Below are 17980 nucleotides of genomic sequence, written 5' to 3'. Positions count from 1 at the left end.
AACCGCCGTGCCCGTCGATCAGAGCGTGCTGGATCGCTACGTCGGTCACTATACGGGGCCGATCATATCGATGACGATTACGCGGAATGGCGATCGCTTGTACGCTCAGGTTCTGGGATACACCAGATACCGAGTCTATCCCTACACGGCTCATGATTTCTTCGCGACGACGTTCCCTGCGCAAATCAGTTTCGTGGAGAGCCAGCAAGCGAAAATCGTTCAACTCGTACGGCACGAGCACGGGGTGGATTTGGTCCTGGACCGCCTCAATTGAGAGCGGCGCCTCGCTTCAATCGCGGTGGGCTCGACAAACCTCCATTTTCATACATTGAGCGGTCTGGATCGATGGTCTGTGAGGATCCCCGAGCGGCCTGATTTTCATAGGCGTTCGGGGTGTCCGCAAGGATTCGATATTGCCGGTTTTGAGGCCAGAAGCGCGGCGTCACCGAAGCTATCAAACGGGACCTCAGACGACGATCCGCCGTCGAGCCTTGCATCGGCCATCTCAAATCCGAACATCGAATGAGACGAAACCATCTCGCCCGTGCCGCTGGCGACGCGACCAACGCAGTGCTTGCCGCCGCCGGCTACAACTTCCGCCGACTGCGGGCCTGGCCAGCGGTCTCTTTGCGCCTGTGGATCGAAGAAATCGTCGGCCGCCAACAAATGCCGGACTGGCCCGCCATCGCTTAAATCTCTTTCTTCACGGACGACGAGATAGGATTGACCGCTACCTCTCAATCGCCTGAGCGGCATGGCCCCCCGACGACTTGCTAAGACCTCGAAGAGGCGCCTCGATCAATCGCCAGAATCAGGTGCGTCCGCCATTCCAAAATGCTTGCTAGCCTCTTGATCGGATAGAGGTCGAATTTCCAAGGTTTTCCGGAATGCGCATTGAAAAATGATGCGAACGAACCAGTTGACATTTGGGCGCCATGCGACGCGGCTTTGACTAAACCGGCGTGAGCCACTTCGACGCGACGAAGATGAGCAACCCGACGAGGCCGCCGACCAGCGTTCCGTTGATGCGGATATATTGCAGGTCTCTGCCGACCTGCAGTTCCAGCCTGTTGACGAGCGTGGTCGCATCCCAGTTTTCGACGACATTGGCGATATAGGCGCCGATTTCGGCGCGGCGCGGCGCCAAAGCGCGCAGCGCGGCGCGGCGCGCCCAGCGATTGAGCCGCGCCTGAATTTTCTTGTCCTCGCGCAGCCATTCGCCCAAAGCGAGGAGAGCGAATTCCAGTCCTGCCGCAACGGACGCGGCGTGGACGGAAACATTGGCGTTCAATTGCGCCTCGACATCCTGACACAGTTCGTTGACCTGCGCGACGAAGACAGGGTTGGCGAGCCATTCGGCTTTCATGCTCTCGCCGCGCGCGCGCATGTCGGGATTGTTGGCCAGATCGAAGATCAAGGTCTCGATCGCGCCCCGCAATTCAACGCGCCATGGGTGCTCGGCATTGCGCATTTCGGCAAGGGTCGACTGCAACCCGTTCATGACCTTGTCGGCGAGCATGCCGTCGATCCATTTGGGGATCAGGCGCGAAGAGTTCTGCGTCACTTTGGCGCGGATGAGATCCTTATGACTAACCAACGAAGCCTCGGCCAGTTCGATGGCGCGATTGAGCAAGGCCTGGGTTTCGCCCTGCGCCCACAGCAGCGACAGGATTTTGGAGGCGAGCGGCGCCGCGGGCAGCGCCTCAATGCCGCGCAGCGCCGCCTTGGCGAACCAGTCGACGAGTTGATCGCGCGGAAGGGCGCCGAGAATCTGCGGCAGAAAACGGCTGGCCTGGCCGGCGATCTGACGCGCGTTGCCCGGATTGTTCAGCCACGCCGCCGCCCATTGCGCCGCCTCGACCTTATCGAGCCTTTTGGCGAGCACCGATGGGCTGAGAAAATTGTTCGACATGAAACGGCCCAAAGCTCCGCCGATCCGCTCCTTGTTGCGCGGAACGATGCCGGTGTGCGGAATGGGCAGGCCAAGCGGACGACGAAACAAAGCCACGACCGCGAACCAATCGGCGCAGGCGCCGACCATCGCCGCCTCCGCGAAGGCTCTGATATAGGCAAGCTGCGGCCAAGCGGTCATCGCGAGTGAGGTCGCGACGAAAAGGACCGTCATCAGCGCCAGCAGAAGCGTCGCGGCGATGCGCATGCGTCTGAGGTCGCGGATCTTTTGATCCACATTCTGGTCCGCCGCGGCCAGGCCCGGCAGGGTTCTGCCCTTGGTCGCCCGCGTTGGCGGCGGCGGCGGCAAGCTCAAGCCTCCGCGCCAGCAAGCTGTTTGGCAAGCGCGGCATATTGGCGTTGGATCGTTTCGGTTCCGTATTGACGCTCAAGGCGGCGAACCGTGAAATGCCCCTGGGCGATGCGCTGGAAATGATCCATGAAAATGAGGTTCACCGTGGCGCCGCCCAGCGCGCCGAGTACCGGCAGAGCGCCGGCCGCGACTTTATCCGAGACGACGAGGCCAAAGCGAGAGGAGATTTCGGTGACGAAACCCGTCACGACAGGCGCCGAGGCGCCAGCGACGCCGCGCTCCAACAAATAGGCGGAAGCTTCGCCGGTCAGTCTGGCGAGGAACGCCCGCGCCGCGTAATAGCCGACATTCATCTTGTTTTCGGTGCGGTTGCCGCCGAGAGCGAAGACCTCCATACAGGCAAGCCGCCCTGCGACGTCGGACAGATCCTCGCCCTGATGCCTTGCGATGTCGGCGATGCTGCGCAGCATCAGAGTGGTGGTCAGCGGCAATTCGACGGGCAGCGCGATCCAGCCGAAGGCGCCGCTGATGCCGCCGGTAATTCCGGCCATCGCCGAGGACAGCCAGGTCGCCGGCGGCGAGGGAACTTCGTCAAGAGAATCGATCGCCAATTCGAGGCATTTGAGAATGGTCGTCCTGACGATATCGTTCAGCCTGTCGCTGGCGACCTGCGGCATCAGGCGCAAAATGCGGTTGACCGGCTGGCCGGCATAATCGGCGAGCCGCGCCGCCAAGCGCGGATTTTCGAGCGACCGCACAGCGCGCTGCAGCGCCTTCTGGTTGGCCTCGCTTAGCTTGACGCTCAGTTCCGTCATGATCAGCCACGCCGCAGCATGGGACGTATCCCGTTGACGCTGGCCAGAATTGCCGAGCCGTTGCTGATCAGCGCGGTCACCTCAGGCGTGATCAAGCCGCCGGGCAACGCCAGAGCCAAGGCCAATGTGTTCAGCCCTGCGACGATCCCGTAATTTTGCTTAATGAGACTAACGGCGCCGCGGGAGATTTCCACGGCCTTGACCAGTTTCCACAGCGAATCTTCCATCAGAACGACATCCGCCGATTCCTGCGCAACTTCGGCGCCATATTTCATCGCAATGCCGATGTCGGCGAAGCTGAGCGCCGGCGAGTCGTTGATGCCGTCGCCGACCATGGCGACAATGGCGCCGCCGCGCTGAAGCTCCTGGATGACTCGGGCTTTGTCGGCCGGCAGCATATCGGCATATTGGCGCGTGAGCCCCAGACTTCTCCCGACCGCGCGCGCCACCACCGCATTGTCGCCGGTCAGCATGACGGTATTCTTGACGCCCATCGCATGGAGCTTCTGGATCACCGCCCGGCTTTCCGACCGGATCTGGTCGGCATAAGGCACGAGTCCGGCAAGGGCGCCGTCGACCGCGATGTAGAGACAGGAATAGCCGCGCTCATCGAGCGCGGCGCGATCGCCCGCCGCCTCGCCGACATTGATTTCGCTTTGCCGCATAAAGCGCTCATTGCCGACATGGAGATAATAGCCGTTGACCTGGCCTTCGACGCCAAGGCCGATCCGGTATTGCGTCTCGTCGCAGGGTGGAATGTTGACGCCGAGTTGCTTCGCCTTGCTGCGCAGCGCCTCCGCGACCGGATGGTGCAGCCGCGTCTCCGCCGCGGCCGCCAAACCGAGCAAATGGCCTGATGTAATATGCTTCACATAGGGAACGACGTCGATGACGGTGGGACTGCCGTGGGTCAGGGTCCCCGTCTTGTCGAACACCACGGTGTCGCAATGCGCGAGACGCTCCATATGGGCGCCGCTCTTGATGATGATGCCCGCGCGCGCCGAATGGGTCATCGACGCCAGAACAGAAGTCGGCGCGGCGACGCGGATGCCGGTGCCGTAGTCGATAATCACCAGCGACAGGAACCGATTGAAGTCGCGTGTGACCGCGGCCGTTCCGACCGCCAGCGCGAGGGTCGGCAGGACAAGCCGGTCGGCGAAACGTTCCGCGTGGTTCTGCATGCGCGTATCGCCGACCGGCGCCGATTCCACGAGATGCGCGATCTGCCCCGCTGTTGTGTTGACGCCGACGCGCAGCGCCTTCACGCGCAATTGCCCATCGCGAAGCACGGTGGCGGCGAAGACCGCTTCGCCTTTGCCGCGGGTGACCGGCAGGCTTTCGCCCGTGATCGTCTTCTGGTCGATCGTCGCGCGTCCTTCGACGATCTCCCCGTCGACGGAGATCATTTCGCCGGGATAGACGACAACCAGGTCGCCGATCGCCAGCTCGCGCGCCGGTATCGAGACGATTTCGCCCTCGCGGACGACCCAGGCCGTCTTGGACTGGAACTCCAGTAGCTCCGTGATCGCGCGCCGCGCCCCGGCGGCGGTCAGGTCGCGGATCCAGTCGCCGAGCTTGATCAGCCAGGTCACGATCGAACCGGCGAGCGGGTTGCCTTGCATCAGCGACGCGGTGATCGCGAGCGTGTCGAGAAAATCGATGTTCAGCCGGTTTTCGCGTCGCCAGACCCGCCAGGCCCGGACCGCTATGGGGAAGCCGTTCCACAGCATGAGAGGCAGATTGACCGCCATGACGACAGGATTGCTGCTGAAAGCCATCAGCAAGGAAAGAGTCGGCAAGGCGAGAGGCGAGCGCCAGGAGACGACAGACGGCGGTTTCGCCACGGGCGCGTTGGCCTCTGTCTGCGGCGCTTCGCTCGAGGGCTTGGCCAGCGCAAGAATGGCCCGCAGTTCGCTGAGGGGCGTGTGCTGCAGTTCCCGCAACATGCCCTCGAAGAACTTATGATTGGCGACGTCATATTCGACAACGAGCGACGAGCACTCATAATTGATGCGCGCGCGCTTGATGCCGGCCTGCGCCCGCAGCCATGCGACAAAGGCGTCGGCGAGCGATTTTTTGCGACAAAGCGCCGGTACGTGCAGGCGCAGGCGCCCCGGCATGAAATGACGAACTTGAAAGTCCATGACTATCAGCGCCCCGTCTGAAATCCGTCAATCGCCGACCCAAACGCGTCCGCGCCGAAGTCCACTTCCACGGCCTCGTGTTTGCAGGCGATCCCTCTCAGACCACTGACTGGACGCGCTTGCGGCATCCTTCGAAGGCGCCGTCTTCCGCGCCACCGCTTCAGGCTGGGGCAGCGGTCGGCTTTTGCGCCGTTCTTGCGCCAGGCGGATGCATTTCAATGAAATGGTTCAGGCTGAAAATCACCAACGTGACCCAAACCGGCGTCGCGGCGCCGGCGCCCACTTCGAGAACCGTAAATCCGATGATCGCGACCGCCAGCACGATTTTCAGATCGATGACATTGCCGCTCGCAGCTTTGACGCGGCGATCCAGATCCTTGAAGAAATCCACGACCGCTCGGGCGGTGTGCGAATGTTCGGCGAGGAATTCGGCTTCTTCCTCGAACTTGCGGGCGATCTCGTCGATTTCGTTCGACGGCGGCCGATGGGCGGGCGGCAGATGCTGCTGAAGATCGCCGTGGAATTCGTCGTGCCGGTCTTCGTCGTAATGCAACACAACGCTGCCGGTCGTCGGATTGACGATGACCTGTTCGATGCCGGGAATGATTCCAAACGTCTGCTTGATCTGCTCGAGCAGCTCTGGATTGCCCTTGCCAGCCGGAATCTTCATACGAATCCGCCCGCGAACCTGGTGCGCGATTTCAAGATTGAGTTTCGTCATCATCGGCCTTGGTCTGCGGCGCTCAAGCGTCCGACCGCCAATCTCCGGGGCGAGCCGCGCTTCAGGGCGTCTGAATGTCCGCCTCAAACTGCCTGATTCAGGCGGAGGCTCCCAACATCCCGGAATAGCGCGACAGCCGTGCGACCGCCGGCCCTATCCCGTCTGATATTTCAAGCAGCCGCGGCCTTCACGTCGGACGCCTTCGCCTTCGCGCCGTCCTCGGCGTTCACTTCGGCGGCGATGTCGTGAATATGCTCTTGCGCCTCGGCGAAAGCCTCGCGCGACTTCTGACCTAGCTTGTAGGCCCCGCGCACAGTGGACCGAAACAACGGGGTGAGGGCCGAGCCGATCTTGGGCAGGTATTGAGGCGCCAGAACAGCGGCGACGCCGAGAACCAGTCCGGGGATCAGCGCAGCTTCAAAAATGACGGCGCCAACGGCCACGACCCCGACGGTCGCGGCGGTTGCAATGGCGGCGTCGCGATTGCCGTTAGCGGCGCCCGGCGCTTGCTCCGCGCTTTCGGCGTCGTGAAGATCAATCTCTTCGTCTTTGATATCGCCGTTCAGCTTGGTCTTTGTCATTTTCAAGGACTCCCGGGAATCGGACACAGGCCAAAAAGGCCGAACGCAACGCGCTGTGCTCGGCGGACCGCAGATCAACTACGCCTAGGTAGTAGAGGCGTATTGTGACACTCAGGCGACAAATCGCCTCTCCGGGGCCGGATACGGCGCCGTTTGGACGTCGGCGGAACGTACGAACTGCTTCAAAGCAGGCGGCGCCTATTCGGCGCGGTTCAGCGCGAAGCCACCGGCTTGGCTAGCTTGTTCGTCGCATAGATTCGGCTTTGTACCGCCGTCGCAATAGGCCGTCATTCTACCCCATATGCCAACGATAGCGGCGACGTTCTATCTGGATCGTCGCGTCGCCTGCTATCTAAAGCGCCTGGAAGCAGCACTACCGAACTTCAGCCCGCGAAAGGAAATATTATGCGCCATGTGGTGGATGACTTTCGACTCGGCGAAAGGGCGATGCGCTACTCCCTGTTCGCGCCAAGGCTTTACAATTATTGTCTGTCGCTAGGATTCCGGCGGGCTCATATGATGCCTTCGCGGGCCTTTTGTTCAGATGAGAGCCAGGGCTATCCCGTCATCCTGCTCATGCAGCATTTCGGAACCTTTCCTTTCGATCATGGGCGTGTTGGCGGCAAGGTCGCAACCAACCGGCACGGCCCACATGCTCATCACGGCGAAGATCTCGTCATCATTCAAGCCAGCCACGTGGGCTATGATCCGGCGAGCGGGCGCTTCGGCGTCTACCAGAGACAGCGGACCGCCGATTGCGGCTTCGGCGACAATTGCGGCAAGCTTTGCGCGGTTCTGCATTGGTATCAAAAGGAATATGACTACGCCTGCCGGAATATTCTCTGCGGCGCCATCGAAAACAAGTCCGCCGTTTACGTCGACAATCACTTGCTGACGCCCGACCGTCCCGAAGGTCTGTTCCTCCGCCTCGATCGATTGATCGCCGGAGATCTAGACGAACCGCTGAAGATATTGAGCACATCGAAAGCCTTTTCGGCGGCGCCGGATCTCGTCGCGCGCCTGCCCACCGATGTCTGGAAGCAGGGTCGCACGCCGATCGGCGCGCGGCTTGCGGCGGATATGTTCTTCTTCCGCCGCACGCCGATCGAGGGGCCGGAGGGCCACGATCTTCTGGAAGCAGCCCTCGCTCCCGTCATGCCGGCTTTGGTGACGTCCCCCAATCCGGCGCTTGACGCGGCGCGCTACCATACCCAGGTCGAATTCGATCGCACCTATCGCAGCATCCAGAGCGCGCCGGAATATCGCGGCAAGAATCTGCTGTTCCTCGCCGGTCTGAATATCGACGTTTCGCCGCCTGAAGGCATGCCTTTTCCGCTCACTAAATTTGTTCCCTGGGCCGCCTATTTTCAGCCCCGCAACGGCGCCGCGACGCTGCTCGAACAGGACGCGCTCGTGGATGCCCTCATGCGGCAATCCACGTCGAACGCGGATCAGATTTCGTTCGACGCGGCGATCCGCGTCATGGCCGAAGCCGAAGGCGTCACCCTGCCGCTTTGATCGGCGGGCTCATGACGCCCAAACGTCGACGGCGTCGACCTGTGTAATATCGCCGTCGCAAAAGCATGGTCCGGTAGATTATCGCCCTGACGATGTGGAGCCTAGGAATGGACAATCTCGCAAGATCTGAACCGGTCGGCCAATTGCGCGCAAAGTCCGTTCAGGACCACATCGACGAATTACCCATCTGGGCCGACGGAACGCGCCTCCCCTCGGCGCCGATGACCGGCATGCAATGGCTGATCTGGTCGCTGGCCGCCGCGGGCAAGTTCTTTGAAGGCTTTGTCGTCTTCATGACCGGCGTCGCGCTGCCGCTGCTGTCGAGCGAATTCAATATCGGCGCGGCCGAACACGGCGTTATCGGCGCGGCGAGCCTGTTCGGCATTCTGGTCGGCGCCGTCGGCCTTGGCGGCTTGTCGGATCGTTTCGGCCGCAAGCCGATGTTTGTCGCGGAGATGATCATCTTCGTGGTGTTCCTGGTGGCGCTCTGCTTTTGCACCAATTACATCGAACTGGTGATCTGCCTGCTGGGGCTCGGGCTCTCGCTCGGCTGCGACTATCCGACCGCGCATATGATCATTTCCGAAAGCATCCCCAGCACCAGCCGTGGCAAGCTGGTGCTCGGCGCCTTCGCCTTTCAGGCTGTCGGCGCTCTGGGCGGCACGGCGGTTGGCTATCTCGTTCTTTCGACGCTGCCCGAAATCAGCGCCTGGCGCTGGATGTACGCCAGCGCGATCATTCCCGCTGTGCTCGTCACGATCGGCCGCTTCTATATTGTCGAGAGCGCCAACTGGCTGTCTTCGCGCGGCGAAATCGGAAAGGCCGAACAGGCGGCGAAAAAACTGCTGGTGCGCAAGCCTCAATATCCCACCGAGATCAAGCTTGTGTCGCGCGACACGCCGGCCACAGCCGCCGTTCAATCCAAACAGACCTACGCGTCCCTGTTCAACAGCGCCAACCGGCGTGCGACGATCCTCGCCTCGGTTCCATGGTTCCTGCAGGATCTCGGGACCTACGGCATCGGCATTTTCACGCCCACGATCTTAGCCGCCGCCGTCGGCGCGAATTCGGACCACGCTCGCAGCGTGACCGATCTGATCGCGAACGATATCACGGCCGCCAAAGGAGCGGCGTTGATCACGACGCTGCTGATCGTCGGCATCATCTTCGCCGTCATGCTCGCCGATGTCGTGGGCAGGATCTGGCTGCAAGTCCTCGGTTTCATCGGTTGCGCGGCGGGCCTGTTCCTGGCGTCGCTCTCGGCGAATTTCACCGGCGGGACTCAGACCTTGCTGATCTTCGCCGGCTTCATGCTGTTCAACTTCATGACCAACCTCGGCCCGAACGCGCAGACCTATCTTTTGGCCGGCGAGGTATTCCCTACCGCGATCCGCGGCAAGGGCGCCGGTTTCGCAGCGGCGTTCGCCAAGATCGGCGCGGTTGCAACGGCGTTCCTGTTCCCCATTCTTCTTGTCGCGATCGGCACGCAAGCGCTCCTCTACGGCCTGATCGTGACTTCGATCCTCGGCGCGGTGGTCACATGGATGTACCGGATCGAGACCACCGGCGTGAACCTCGACAGCCTTGAACAATAGGGCGCGAAGACGAAGGGCATTCCCATGGCCATTCTCCGGCCGACGCCCAACCAAAACCTGGTCGACATGAAGACACCAATGGATCGCACACACCGGCGCCTCCCGCATCAGCCGGTGGCGCGGCGTCGCGCTTAGCCGTCATAGAGGAAATAGCATGACTGATTGTCTGAACTCCCTGCGCCCCACACGCGCAGCCTGCTTCGCCGCCGCGTTTGCGCTTGGCGCGCTCGCGCTGCCCGCGGCGCCGGCGCGCGCCGATGATGTAACCTTGGTCGAAACCGGCTCGACCCTGCTCTACCCCCTGTTCAATGTCTGGGTGGCCGAATATGGCAAGACGCATCCTGGCGTGAAAATCGCCACGGCTGGCGCGGGCTCGGGCGCGGGCATCGAGCAAGCGGTTTCGGGCGCGGCCCAGATCGGGACCTCCGACGCCTATATGTCGGACGCGCAGATCAAGCAGAGCCCCCAGATCGTCAACGTGCCGATGGCGATCTCGGCGCAGACGGTCAATTACAATCTGCCCGGCCTCAACGCTGCGAACCTGAAGCTCGACGGCCCGACGCTCGCCGGCATCTACACCGGCAAAATCCGCTCATGGGACGATAAGGCGATCGCCACCCTCAACCCGGATACGAAACTGCCGCACAACGACATCATTCCGATCCATCGCGCCGAGGGATCGGGCGATACGTTCGTCTTCACTCAGTACCTCACTTTCTCCACCGAATCCTGGGAGAACAGCCAGGGCTTTGGCACGACGATCGCGTGGCCTGCCGTGTCGGGCGCCCTTGAAGCCACCGGCAATCCCGGGATGGTCGAGAAGATTCAGCAGACGCCCTACTCCGTCGGCTATGTCGGCGTCAGTCTCTACGCCGAGATCGCCAAGGCCGGACTGGGCACGGCGGCGCTCAAGAGCTATTCCGGCGAATTCCTGCTGCCGACGCCTGAGTCGATAGCGGCGGCGGCGGCGGCGCTCGGCCCGCGGACGCCGGCGGACGAGCGCCTCACCCTGGTCAACGCGCCGGGCGCCAACGCCTATCCCCTCATCAACTACGAATATGCGATTGTCTCGACCAAACAGGCGAACGCCGCGACCGCCGCGGCGATCCGCAAATTCCTGCTCTGGGCCATTGCGCCAGATGAGGCCAACGAAAAATATCTCGACGACGCTCATTTCATCGCTCTGCCGGCTCACACATGGGTGCTGAGTCACGATCAGATCGAGATGATAAAATAGATAGCCGCTTCTCATCGTAAAAAGAGAGGCTCGCCAGCGATCCTCGATCTCTACGGCGAGCCCGTAATTTCGGCCAAGGTCAATGCAGCGGCGCCTTTGGCGCCGAACCTATCAGTTGAGCCCAGCGCCTGACGAGGTAGTTGTGCTCGTCCATTGTGGTGTTCCAGACGGCAATGCGGCTCGCGCGCTGGCGATAGGCGCCGCCGCTTCGAACCTCGCCCCTGCTAATGGTCATTTCACCATCTGGACCGGGCAAGTTTTCCGCTGCCGGCTCGCCCTCATACCAATAATTCCATTCGGCCGAGGAGAGGTATCGTCGAACCCGCTCGGGGATCGACATATAGTAGCCCTGCCGCGCCACGACCGCGCCGGCCCAACCGTCGAGCCACCAATTGAGATATTCGTAAGCGATGTCCAGCGTGCGCCCCGTCAGATGGCCCGCGAGGCAAAGCCCTCCGTGCCAGGCCCGATATCCTTCTTGCGGCGCCGCTTCGCGAACGGGAAAGCCGCGTCCGCGCAGCAAGCTGACGCCGGGCGACCACATGCTCTGGATCGCCGATTGCCCAGTCAGCATCATGTCGGCGGCTTCCAGCGCGGTCTTCCAGAAACCACAGAAGTAGCCCGCCCGCTTTCGCTCCGCCAGAAACCCGATCAGGCGGTCGATCTCCGTCGTCGACATGGCGCCTATATCGTTGAAATGCACCTCGCCCCTGGCCTGCGCTGCGAGGGCGGCGTCGAAAATGCCGATGGCGGGCTCATCGACCAAGGCGACCCGCCCAGCCCAGCGATCGTCGAAAAGCGCGCCCCAGGAAGCGCTCGGCTCCAGATGGCCGTTGACGAGGCTGGCGTTGTAGGCGAACGAGTCGAGATTATGCGCCGTCGGCAGCATGCTAATACGCCCTGAAGGCGCCGAGCCGAGAGAGCCGTTCGGCTGGACGAACAATTTGGTGACCGGTGCGTCGCCGCGGCCGATCGCCGCGCCAGAGTGAATGCGTCCCGTCTTGGTGAGGTCGCTGACTTCGTCCCAGCGCGCGATGCGCTTGAGGTCAATCGACTGAATGGCGCGCCAGAACCAGACGATATCGAGATTGTGGAAGCACTGGTCGTAGACATCGTAGGTTTCCGGCTGGATAGCCGCCTTGCGTTGAGCGCTCACGAAATCGAGATTCTCAAAGATCAGCGTGATTCCGAGATCGGCTTCGGCGCGGAGGCGAATGGACTCCAGCAGTGTGATTTCAGTCCCGAGAACGCGCAGGATCGGTCGTCCATGAAGATGCAGCGCGGGCGTCGCGGTAGATTCCGGCGATCCAGCTTTCGGTATGGACATTGGCGGCTCGCGACGATCGGAGTTCTTATGGAGCCGCCGGGAGATCGTTAAGCGGCGACGGAGATGTTCAGGCGCTTGAATATCGAGAAGGAACGCTGAATCAAGTCGGGCTCGATTCCTTCTACGATGAAGACGAGGCGAGAGCGACGATCGTCGCTTGGCCAGCAGCTCAGATGGGTCGGCGCGTGCACGAGATGTTGCACCCCGTGGATAGCGATGGGCCGCTCCTCGCCTTCCAGCGCCAGTATCCCCTTAACGCGCAGAATGCGCGCGCCATGCCGGTTGAGGAGCATTGTCAGCCAAACACCGAAAGCGGTCCAATCGAGCGGTTCGTCGACGACGATCGAGAAGGCGCGGACGCCCCTGTGAGCCGCCATCTCCGTGTGAGGTTCGGCGATCGCTTTGAACCAGCCGCTGCCGCCCGATTTCAAGAGAGCGTCCGCGTCGAGGGGGTCTTCGGCGGCGCGTAGCAACGGAGCGGACGGGTTCATCGCGCCCAGCCGAGCAACGAGCCGCGCTGTGGCCGCCTCCTCGGCAATATCCGTCTTGGTCAGGACGATCACATCGGCGATCGCCGCCTGGCGCACCGATTCGATATGGCGTTCAAATTGGATGAGCCCGTTCACCGCGTCTACGGTCGTGACGACCCCGGCGGCGCGAAAATGGTGCCGCAGAACGGGGTCGGCTTTAAGGGTCGACAGCACGGGAAAGGGATCGGCGAGCCCTGTGCTTTCGATAACCAGCCGCCGGAATGGCGGCATGAGGCCGCGCTCGCGCCGGGAATGGAGATCGCGGATCGCCGTCGCTAGTTCGCCGCGGACGGTGCAGCACACACAGCCCGAACTGAGCAGCACCATCTGATCGTCGAGACGTTCGACGAGGAGGTGGTCGATCCCCACTTCGCCAAACTCGTTGATGATGACGGCCGTATCCGCAAGCGCGGGATCGGCGAGCAGACGGCGCAGCAGCGTCGTCTTGCCTGAGCCGAGAAACCCCGTGAGGAGCGTGACCGGCGTGAAGGCTGGCAGGCTTTCACCCATGGTCGGCCTCAAGCCATGCAAGGAAGTCGACCGCGAGCGGATCGCAAAGCCGGCCGGACAGTTTCTCCGCCACGGGCCAGAGATGGCCGAGATCCTCGACGATCTCGCTCTTGCCGGTGAGCGTCGAAAGGAGGAAGGCCACGCCCTGCCAGTCGGAAAGCTTCATGCCGTAGAGCTTCAGCACGCAATTGGCGATGCGAACGCGCTCCGCGCGTTCGCGCCGACGCCGTACCGGATCGGCGTTGCGCGTATATACGCCTTCGCGCGCGGGCGCATCGGCCCAATGCTCGTTGCCTCCGATTACGCCGCATAGCGAACACATCGTGTGTTCTCCCGGCCGCCGCCGGGTTGCTATTTCTTGCGAGGCGAACGCTTGGCGAAATCGTCGGCCATTTCATTCATGGTCACAAATTTGACGCCGGGATGCGAGGCGATGTGCTTGTAAAGCCGTTCAAGCATCATCAGCACCTGTGGCCGCCCAGAAACGTCGGGATGAATGGTCATCGGGAACACCGCATAGTCGTTTTCGCGATAGACCCAATCGAACTGATCCCGCCACATCTCCTCGAGGTGCCGCGGATTGACGAAGCCATGGCTGTTCGGGCTCTTCTTGATGAACATCATCGGCGGCAGATCATCGAGATACCAGTTCGCCGGGATCTCGATGAGATCGGTCTCAGCGCCGCGCTTGAGCGGCGTCATCCAGGCCGAGGGATGCTTCGAATAGTCGATCTTCGTCCAGCTATCGCCAACCCGAACGTAATAGGGATGGAAGTCATTATGCATGAGCGAGTGGTCATATTTGATGCCGCGCTCAAGCAGCAATTCGTTGGTCACCGTTGAAAATTCCCACCAAGGCGCGACATAGCCGGTCGGACGTTTTCCCGAGAGTTTCGTCACGAGGTCGATGCACTTATCGAGGATGACCACCTCCTGCTCGCGCGTCATCGCAATCGGGTTTTCATGGGTGTAGCCGTGGATGCCGATCTCGTGGCCGGCGTCCGCGACAGCCTGCATTTCCTTTGGAAAGGTTTCAATGGAATGGCCCGGGATGAACCATGTCGTTTTGATCCCGAGGCGCTCAAACAGCTTGAGCAATCGTGGGCTACCCACTTCGCCAGCGAAAAGGCCGCGCGAGATATCGTCGGGCGAGTCCTCGCCGCCATAGGAGCCGAGCCACCCGGCGACCGCATCGACATCGACGCCAAATCCAACAAGAATTTCCTTAGCCATTGAATTTTCCTCTCGCAACATTTCGCGGCGGCAGCCGCGACTTCCGAACACTGGACGACTGGGAACCGCGCTAAAGCATTGAGTCGACGACCTCCCGGACGATCGCTTCCGCTGTAAGCGAGAATGACAAAAGCTGCTCGTCGGCGTCCGGTGCGCCAGAAAGCAGCAACGCCGTCGGCAAATCGAACTCGTCTGTTCCCGTCGGGAACGACACACCGCACCATCCAAGAAAATTTCCGAGCATCGTGTTGCGCAAGGTCTTCGCATTCATACGAACAAAGAGGTCGTCATCCGCCTCCAGCGCCGCAATCGGCGGCGCCGTATGCGCGACGGTCGGCATTGCGATGAGGCAGCGGCCGGAAAGGCGTTCGCTCGTTTGCTGGATTAAGCGGGAGCGCGCCTGCATGATCGCGATATAGTCGACCATCGGCATCGCCTGGGCGAGCGCGATGCGCTTGGCGACGCGGCGGTCGATACGACCAGCCTCGGGGCCTTCAACACGCGCCTTATGGGCTGCGTAGGCCTCCGCGGCGACGATCGTTCCATGCCGAGCCGAGAGAGCGAGAATCTCGTCGAAAGCCGGCATGACGGCGCGCTCGACTATGGCGCCGGCTTTCGCAAGCCGTGCGAGAGCCGCTTCGAAATTCTTCATCACAGCCGGATCGCAATCATCGCAGACGACATTCGTCGGCGCGATCAAGCGCAAGCCTGTTAGCGGCTCCCTCCGCACATTGGGGGCGACGAGCGCGCGCATTGCAGCGTCGACGACGACAGCGTCCTCGACCGTCCGTGCGAAAATGCCCAAAGTGTCGAGCGTCGGCGAAAGCGCGAAAACCCCGTCCATCGGATATCGGCCCGAGGACGCCTTGTAGCCGATGATCCCATTGAAGGCGGCGGGAATGCGCACAGACCCGCCTGTATCCGTGCCAATAGCCACCGGCACGAGGCCCCGCGCCACAGCGACGGCCGACCCGGATGACGAACCGCCCGGAACCCTCGCTTCTTCGCGTCCATGAGGGTTTCGCGGCGTCCCATAGTGCGGATTGAGGCCGATGCCTGAATAGGCGAATTCCGTCATATTCGCGTGGCCGATGCAAACCATTCCGGCGGCAGTGAGCCGCGAGACCACTGTCGCATCCATTTTGGCCGGCGCATCCGCCTCAAGCACACGCGAACCCGCCGTGGTCGTGACGCCTTCGAGATCGAACAGGTCTTTCCACGCGATCGGAACGCCGTCGAGCGCGCTGGCGGAACGACCCGCGCGCAATCGCTGCGTCGCAGCGCGCGCCTCGGCGCGGGCGCGCTCGACCGTCAGCCGCGTGAAGACCGCCTGGTCCTCGCAGGCGGCGATCGCCGCGAGCGTTTGCTCTGCGACCTCTTCAGGCGAAAGGAGACCGGCGCTCATCAATGCGGCGAGTTGCTGCGCCGACCGGCCGCGGATGTCGACACTCGGAGACTGTGACGTCAAGAACCGGTCCTCCCTAAGCGCTCGCGTGATCATTCACGCGGCGATGATGGTTGCATTTTGTGGACGCGGCGCGATTCAAGACCGGCCACGCCGACAAGCTCGCTCATGGCGTGAACGCGATCGCGCGGCTCGCCCTTACCCAGAGGCGCGCCTTCCGCGCGGTTCTCAAGCCCGAAAGCAATGTTCGAATAGACGGACAGATGCGGAAACAACGCAAAACTCGGGAGGACGAATCCGATGCCGTGGCTAAACGCCGGCGCCGTCTTGCCCACACCGCTAGGACCGAGCAGCGACGCATAGCCGTCGCTTGGTCCATCGAGACTGACATTGTCGATCGCCGCGGTCGCGCCGTAGCGCTTCGCCAGCCCGGCAATCTGCAGAACCCCGGCAGCCACTGACGCACTCCTAAAACCGCCGAAACGCCAGGCCGGAGAAGGCCGCGCCTCGCTCCGTCGCGCTAGACTAAATGATTGCCTTTTGTATTCAAGTAATTTATTTACGCTTTATGGCTAAAAGATTTGCATCCGTTCTTTACTACTGACCGCGATTGCAAAAATGCGAGCCTCACCCAATATTTACCGAATAGAAGAGCGATTTCAGAGAACCTCATCAAAGACGCGCGGTCAATGCGGAGGCGTCATAGGGCAAAGTCGACGTCTCGACAAATCGAACAGGCCTCAAGACTGCGTGAGTTTCAGCGCATAAAATGACTATCGTACGCAACAATCACAAAATAATGAATGTTTCGACCCTGGCTCCCATCCGCGATGTGGCCCTGAGATGATCCTCTTGCGGCGGCTAAACGACAGCGAATGATGAAACGTCCCACCAATCCTCGCCCGGCCTCGCGCCGCTACGAGATGGTTGAGGAGGTGCTGCGCCAAAACATTCTTGGCGGCCTTATTCCGCGCGGCCTGGTGCTGCTTGAAGGACCGATCGCCTCCTTGATGCAGACGAGCCGCGCGCCCGTTCAGACGGCGCTGCAACGCCTCGAAGCGCAGGGGATGATCCGGCGTTTCAGCGGTCGCGGCTTCCTGGTGGCGAGGCCTGGCGAGGTCCTTGAGCCCATCAGGCTTGATCTCCTGAAAATCGGCCTGCGTATTCCCAAAGCGATTGACGACGCCCTGCAGAGTCGCGCGTCCTGGGAGCGCATTTATGAGACGGTCGAGAGCGACGTCGCCGCCTGTCTCGTTTTCGGGCGTTATCGCCTGATCGAGGCCGAACTCGCCGTGCATTTCAGGGTCAGCCGGACGGTCGTGCGCGACGTGCTGGGACGATTGGAGGAACGAGGCCTCGTCGAAAAAAACCAAAGTTCGCATTGGATCGCCGAGCCGCTCACCGCTCAGTCGATTCGCGAGCATTTCGCGCTACGCAGGATCCTTGAACCGCAGGCGTTGATCAGCGCGGCGCCGCTGCTCGACCGCACGCGCCTCGCCGCCGTTTTCGAACGCTTCCGGCAAGCCGAAGCGACCTTCGATGACGATAGCGCGACCGATCCGCTGGCGCGCGATCTTGAAGCCTTCGAGACGCTGCTGATCGACACCTGCGTCTTTGCGACGCCCAACGAGCGCTTGCGCGAACAGATCAGGCGCAATCTTCTCCCGGTCCTCGCCGCCGAGCGCGCGCTTCGACAACTTGGCCTGCCAAGCGATCGCGCGGCGATCACAGAGCACCGGTTGATTATCGAATTGTTGCTTCAGGACGCGGTCCCGGCTGCGGCCGCCATGCTGGATGCGCATCTGGCGGCTGCTGAGCGCCGCAGCATCGCCCAGCTTAAGATCGTCGCGGTGTTGTCCGAACCGCAATCGATCGCGCGCTATCTAACGCGGCTTGATTGAGGGGAGCGGACATGAAATAGCCGCCGCCCGACACGGCCTCGCAATGCAAGATGAAGCGCCATCACTGCAATTTAGCGGTGAGTCTGAAGTAGATTTGATAGGGAGCCTGGGGGTCGACGACTCTATCGAGGGGGAATCCGGCGCTGACTTCGGCGACGAAATATTTGCTCAACGACCACGAAAACCCCAGGCCCGTCGAA

Annotated in this window: 15 protein-coding genes and 2 pseudogenes; 6 read left to right on the top strand and 11 right to left on the bottom strand. The window is 61.8% G+C overall.

Going from position 1 to position 17980, the window contains the following annotated elements:
- Positions 1–274, top strand: a pseudogene (locus GSQ90_RS30565) (hypothetical protein); the annotation flags it as partial.
- A 152-nt stretch (positions 275–426) separates the two neighbouring features.
- Positions 427–693: pseudogene (locus GSQ90_RS32610) on the top strand (IS5/IS1182 family transposase); the annotation flags it as partial.
- Between the two features lie 259 nt (positions 694–952).
- Here the strand turns inward: GSQ90_RS32610 and GSQ90_RS30555 are convergent.
- The 5 genes from GSQ90_RS30555 to GSQ90_RS30535 form a co-directional block, all read right to left on the bottom strand.
- Positions 953–2260, bottom strand: a complete 1308-nt coding sequence (locus tag GSQ90_RS30555; protein WP_158818775.1) for a DUF445 domain-containing protein — start codon at positions 2258–2260, stop codon at positions 953–955.
- A gap of 2 nt (positions 2261–2262) precedes the next feature.
- Positions 2263–3078, bottom strand: a complete 816-nt coding sequence (locus GSQ90_RS30550) for an EcsC family protein (RefSeq protein WP_158818774.1) — start codon at positions 3076–3078, stop codon at positions 2263–2265.
- A 2-nt stretch (positions 3079–3080) separates the two neighbouring features.
- The gene (locus tag GSQ90_RS30545) at positions 3081–5222 is read right to left on the bottom strand and encodes a heavy metal translocating P-type ATPase (RefSeq protein ID WP_158818773.1); all 2142 of its coding nucleotides are present in this window, start codon (positions 5220–5222) and stop codon (positions 3081–3083) included.
- A 160-nt stretch (positions 5223–5382) separates the two neighbouring features.
- Entirely contained in the window at positions 5383–5943 is a 561-nt protein-coding gene (locus GSQ90_RS30540) for an HMA2 domain-containing protein (protein ID WP_256366647.1), read from the bottom strand.
- 170 nt (positions 5944–6113) lie between these two features.
- Positions 6114–6524, bottom strand: a complete 411-nt coding sequence (locus tag GSQ90_RS30535) for a DUF5132 domain-containing protein (protein ID WP_158818771.1) — start codon at positions 6522–6524, stop codon at positions 6114–6116.
- A gap of 516 nt (positions 6525–7040) precedes the next feature.
- Between GSQ90_RS30535 and GSQ90_RS30530 the strand changes: the two genes are divergently transcribed.
- From GSQ90_RS30530 to pstS, 3 genes are all read left to right on the top strand, one after another.
- Positions 7041–8042, top strand: a complete 1002-nt coding sequence (locus GSQ90_RS30530; RefSeq protein ID WP_210255023.1) for a hypothetical protein — start codon at positions 7041–7043, stop codon at positions 8040–8042.
- Positions 8043–8149: 107 nt separating this feature from the next.
- Positions 8150–9637 (top strand): MFS transporter, encoded by a 1488-nt coding sequence (locus GSQ90_RS30525; RefSeq protein ID WP_246731847.1) that lies wholly within the window; start codon positions 8150–8152, stop codon positions 9635–9637.
- A 154-nt stretch (positions 9638–9791) separates the two neighbouring features.
- Positions 9792–10874 carry a phosphate ABC transporter substrate-binding protein PstS gene (gene pstS, locus GSQ90_RS30520; protein ID WP_158818769.1) on the top strand — a complete coding sequence of 361 codons (1083 nt, stop codon included), beginning with the start codon at positions 9792–9794 and terminating at the stop codon, positions 10872–10874.
- A 79-nt stretch (positions 10875–10953) separates the two neighbouring features.
- Here the strand turns inward: pstS and GSQ90_RS30515 are convergent, their stop codons facing one another.
- The 6 genes from GSQ90_RS30515 to GSQ90_RS30490 form a co-directional block, all read right to left on the bottom strand.
- Positions 10954–12195, bottom strand: coding sequence for a PotD/PotF family extracellular solute-binding protein (locus tag GSQ90_RS30515; protein ID WP_158819012.1), 1242 nt, complete (start codon positions 12193–12195; stop codon positions 10954–10956).
- 53 nt (positions 12196–12248) lie between these two features.
- Positions 12249–13241 (bottom strand): GTP-binding protein, encoded by a 993-nt coding sequence (locus GSQ90_RS30510; RefSeq protein ID WP_158818768.1) that lies wholly within the window; start codon positions 13239–13241, stop codon positions 12249–12251.
- Positions 13234–13563 carry a hypothetical protein gene (locus tag GSQ90_RS30505; protein WP_158818767.1) on the bottom strand — a complete coding sequence of 110 codons (330 nt, stop codon included), beginning with the start codon at positions 13561–13563 and terminating at the stop codon, positions 13234–13236. The genes GSQ90_RS30510 and GSQ90_RS30505 overlap by 8 nt, the downstream gene beginning before the upstream one ends.
- A gap of 29 nt (positions 13564–13592) precedes the next feature.
- Positions 13593–14474, bottom strand: a complete 882-nt coding sequence (locus GSQ90_RS30500) for a polysaccharide deacetylase (RefSeq protein ID WP_158818766.1) — start codon at positions 14472–14474, stop codon at positions 13593–13595.
- A 70-nt stretch (positions 14475–14544) separates the two neighbouring features.
- Positions 14545–15942: an amidase gene (locus GSQ90_RS30495; RefSeq protein WP_256366641.1), complete on the bottom strand. Its 1398-nt coding sequence runs from the start codon at positions 15940–15942 to the stop codon at positions 14545–14547.
- A 29-nt stretch (positions 15943–15971) separates the two neighbouring features.
- Complete coding sequence (locus GSQ90_RS30490; protein WP_158818764.1) at positions 15972–16337, bottom strand: hypothetical protein; 366 nt, start codon at positions 16335–16337, stop codon at positions 15972–15974.
- A 420-nt stretch (positions 16338–16757) separates the two neighbouring features.
- Here GSQ90_RS30490 and GSQ90_RS30485 point away from each other — a divergent pair, with 420 nt between their 5' ends.
- Positions 16758–17780: a GntR family transcriptional regulator gene (locus GSQ90_RS30485; RefSeq protein ID WP_158819011.1), complete on the top strand. Its 1023-nt coding sequence runs from the start codon at positions 16758–16760 to the stop codon at positions 17778–17780.
- Positions 17781–17980 lie beyond the last annotated feature (200 nt).

This window comes from Methylocapsa sp. S129, from assembly GCF_009765995.1.
In the GTDB taxonomy this organism is placed as follows: domain Bacteria; phylum Pseudomonadota; class Alphaproteobacteria; order Rhizobiales; family Beijerinckiaceae; genus Roseiarcus.
Note: the sequence above shows the minus strand (reverse complement) of the source record. Positions and strands in the feature narration are given on the sequence as shown.

Excerpts from the sequence above, each read along its gene's own strand:
- GSQ90_RS30550 (WP_158818774.1), bottom strand. The coding sequence starts at position 3,078 with ATGACGGAACTGAGCGTCAAGCTAAGCGAGGCCAACCAGAAGGCGCTG.
- GSQ90_RS30545 (WP_158818773.1), bottom strand. The coding sequence starts at position 5,222 with ATGGACTTTCAAGTTCGTCATTTCATGCCGGGGCGCCTGCGCCTGCAC.
- GSQ90_RS30540 (WP_256366647.1), bottom strand. The coding sequence starts at position 5,943 with ATGACGAAACTCAATCTTGAAATCGCGCACCAGGTTCGCGGGCGGATT.
- GSQ90_RS30535 (WP_158818771.1), bottom strand. The coding sequence starts at position 6,524 with ATGACAAAGACCAAGCTGAACGGCGATATCAAAGACGAAGAGATTGAT.
- GSQ90_RS30530 (WP_210255023.1), top strand. The coding sequence starts at position 7,041 with ATGATGCCTTCGCGGGCCTTTTGTTCAGATGAGAGCCAGGGCTATCCC.
- GSQ90_RS30525 (WP_246731847.1), top strand. The coding sequence starts at position 8,150 with ATGGACAATCTCGCAAGATCTGAACCGGTCGGCCAATTGCGCGCAAAG.
- pstS (WP_158818769.1), top strand. The coding sequence starts at position 9,792 with ATGACTGATTGTCTGAACTCCCTGCGCCCCACACGCGCAGCCTGCTTC.
- GSQ90_RS30510 (WP_158818768.1), bottom strand. The coding sequence starts at position 13,241 with ATGGGTGAAAGCCTGCCAGCCTTCACGCCGGTCACGCTCCTCACGGGG.
- GSQ90_RS30505 (WP_158818767.1), bottom strand. The coding sequence starts at position 13,563 with ATGTGTTCGCTATGCGGCGTAATCGGAGGCAACGAGCATTGGGCCGAT.
- GSQ90_RS30500 (WP_158818766.1), bottom strand. The coding sequence starts at position 14,474 with ATGGCTAAGGAAATTCTTGTTGGATTTGGCGTCGATGTCGATGCGGTC.
- GSQ90_RS30485 (WP_158819011.1), top strand. The coding sequence starts at position 16,758 with ATGAAACGTCCCACCAATCCTCGCCCGGCCTCGCGCCGCTACGAGATG.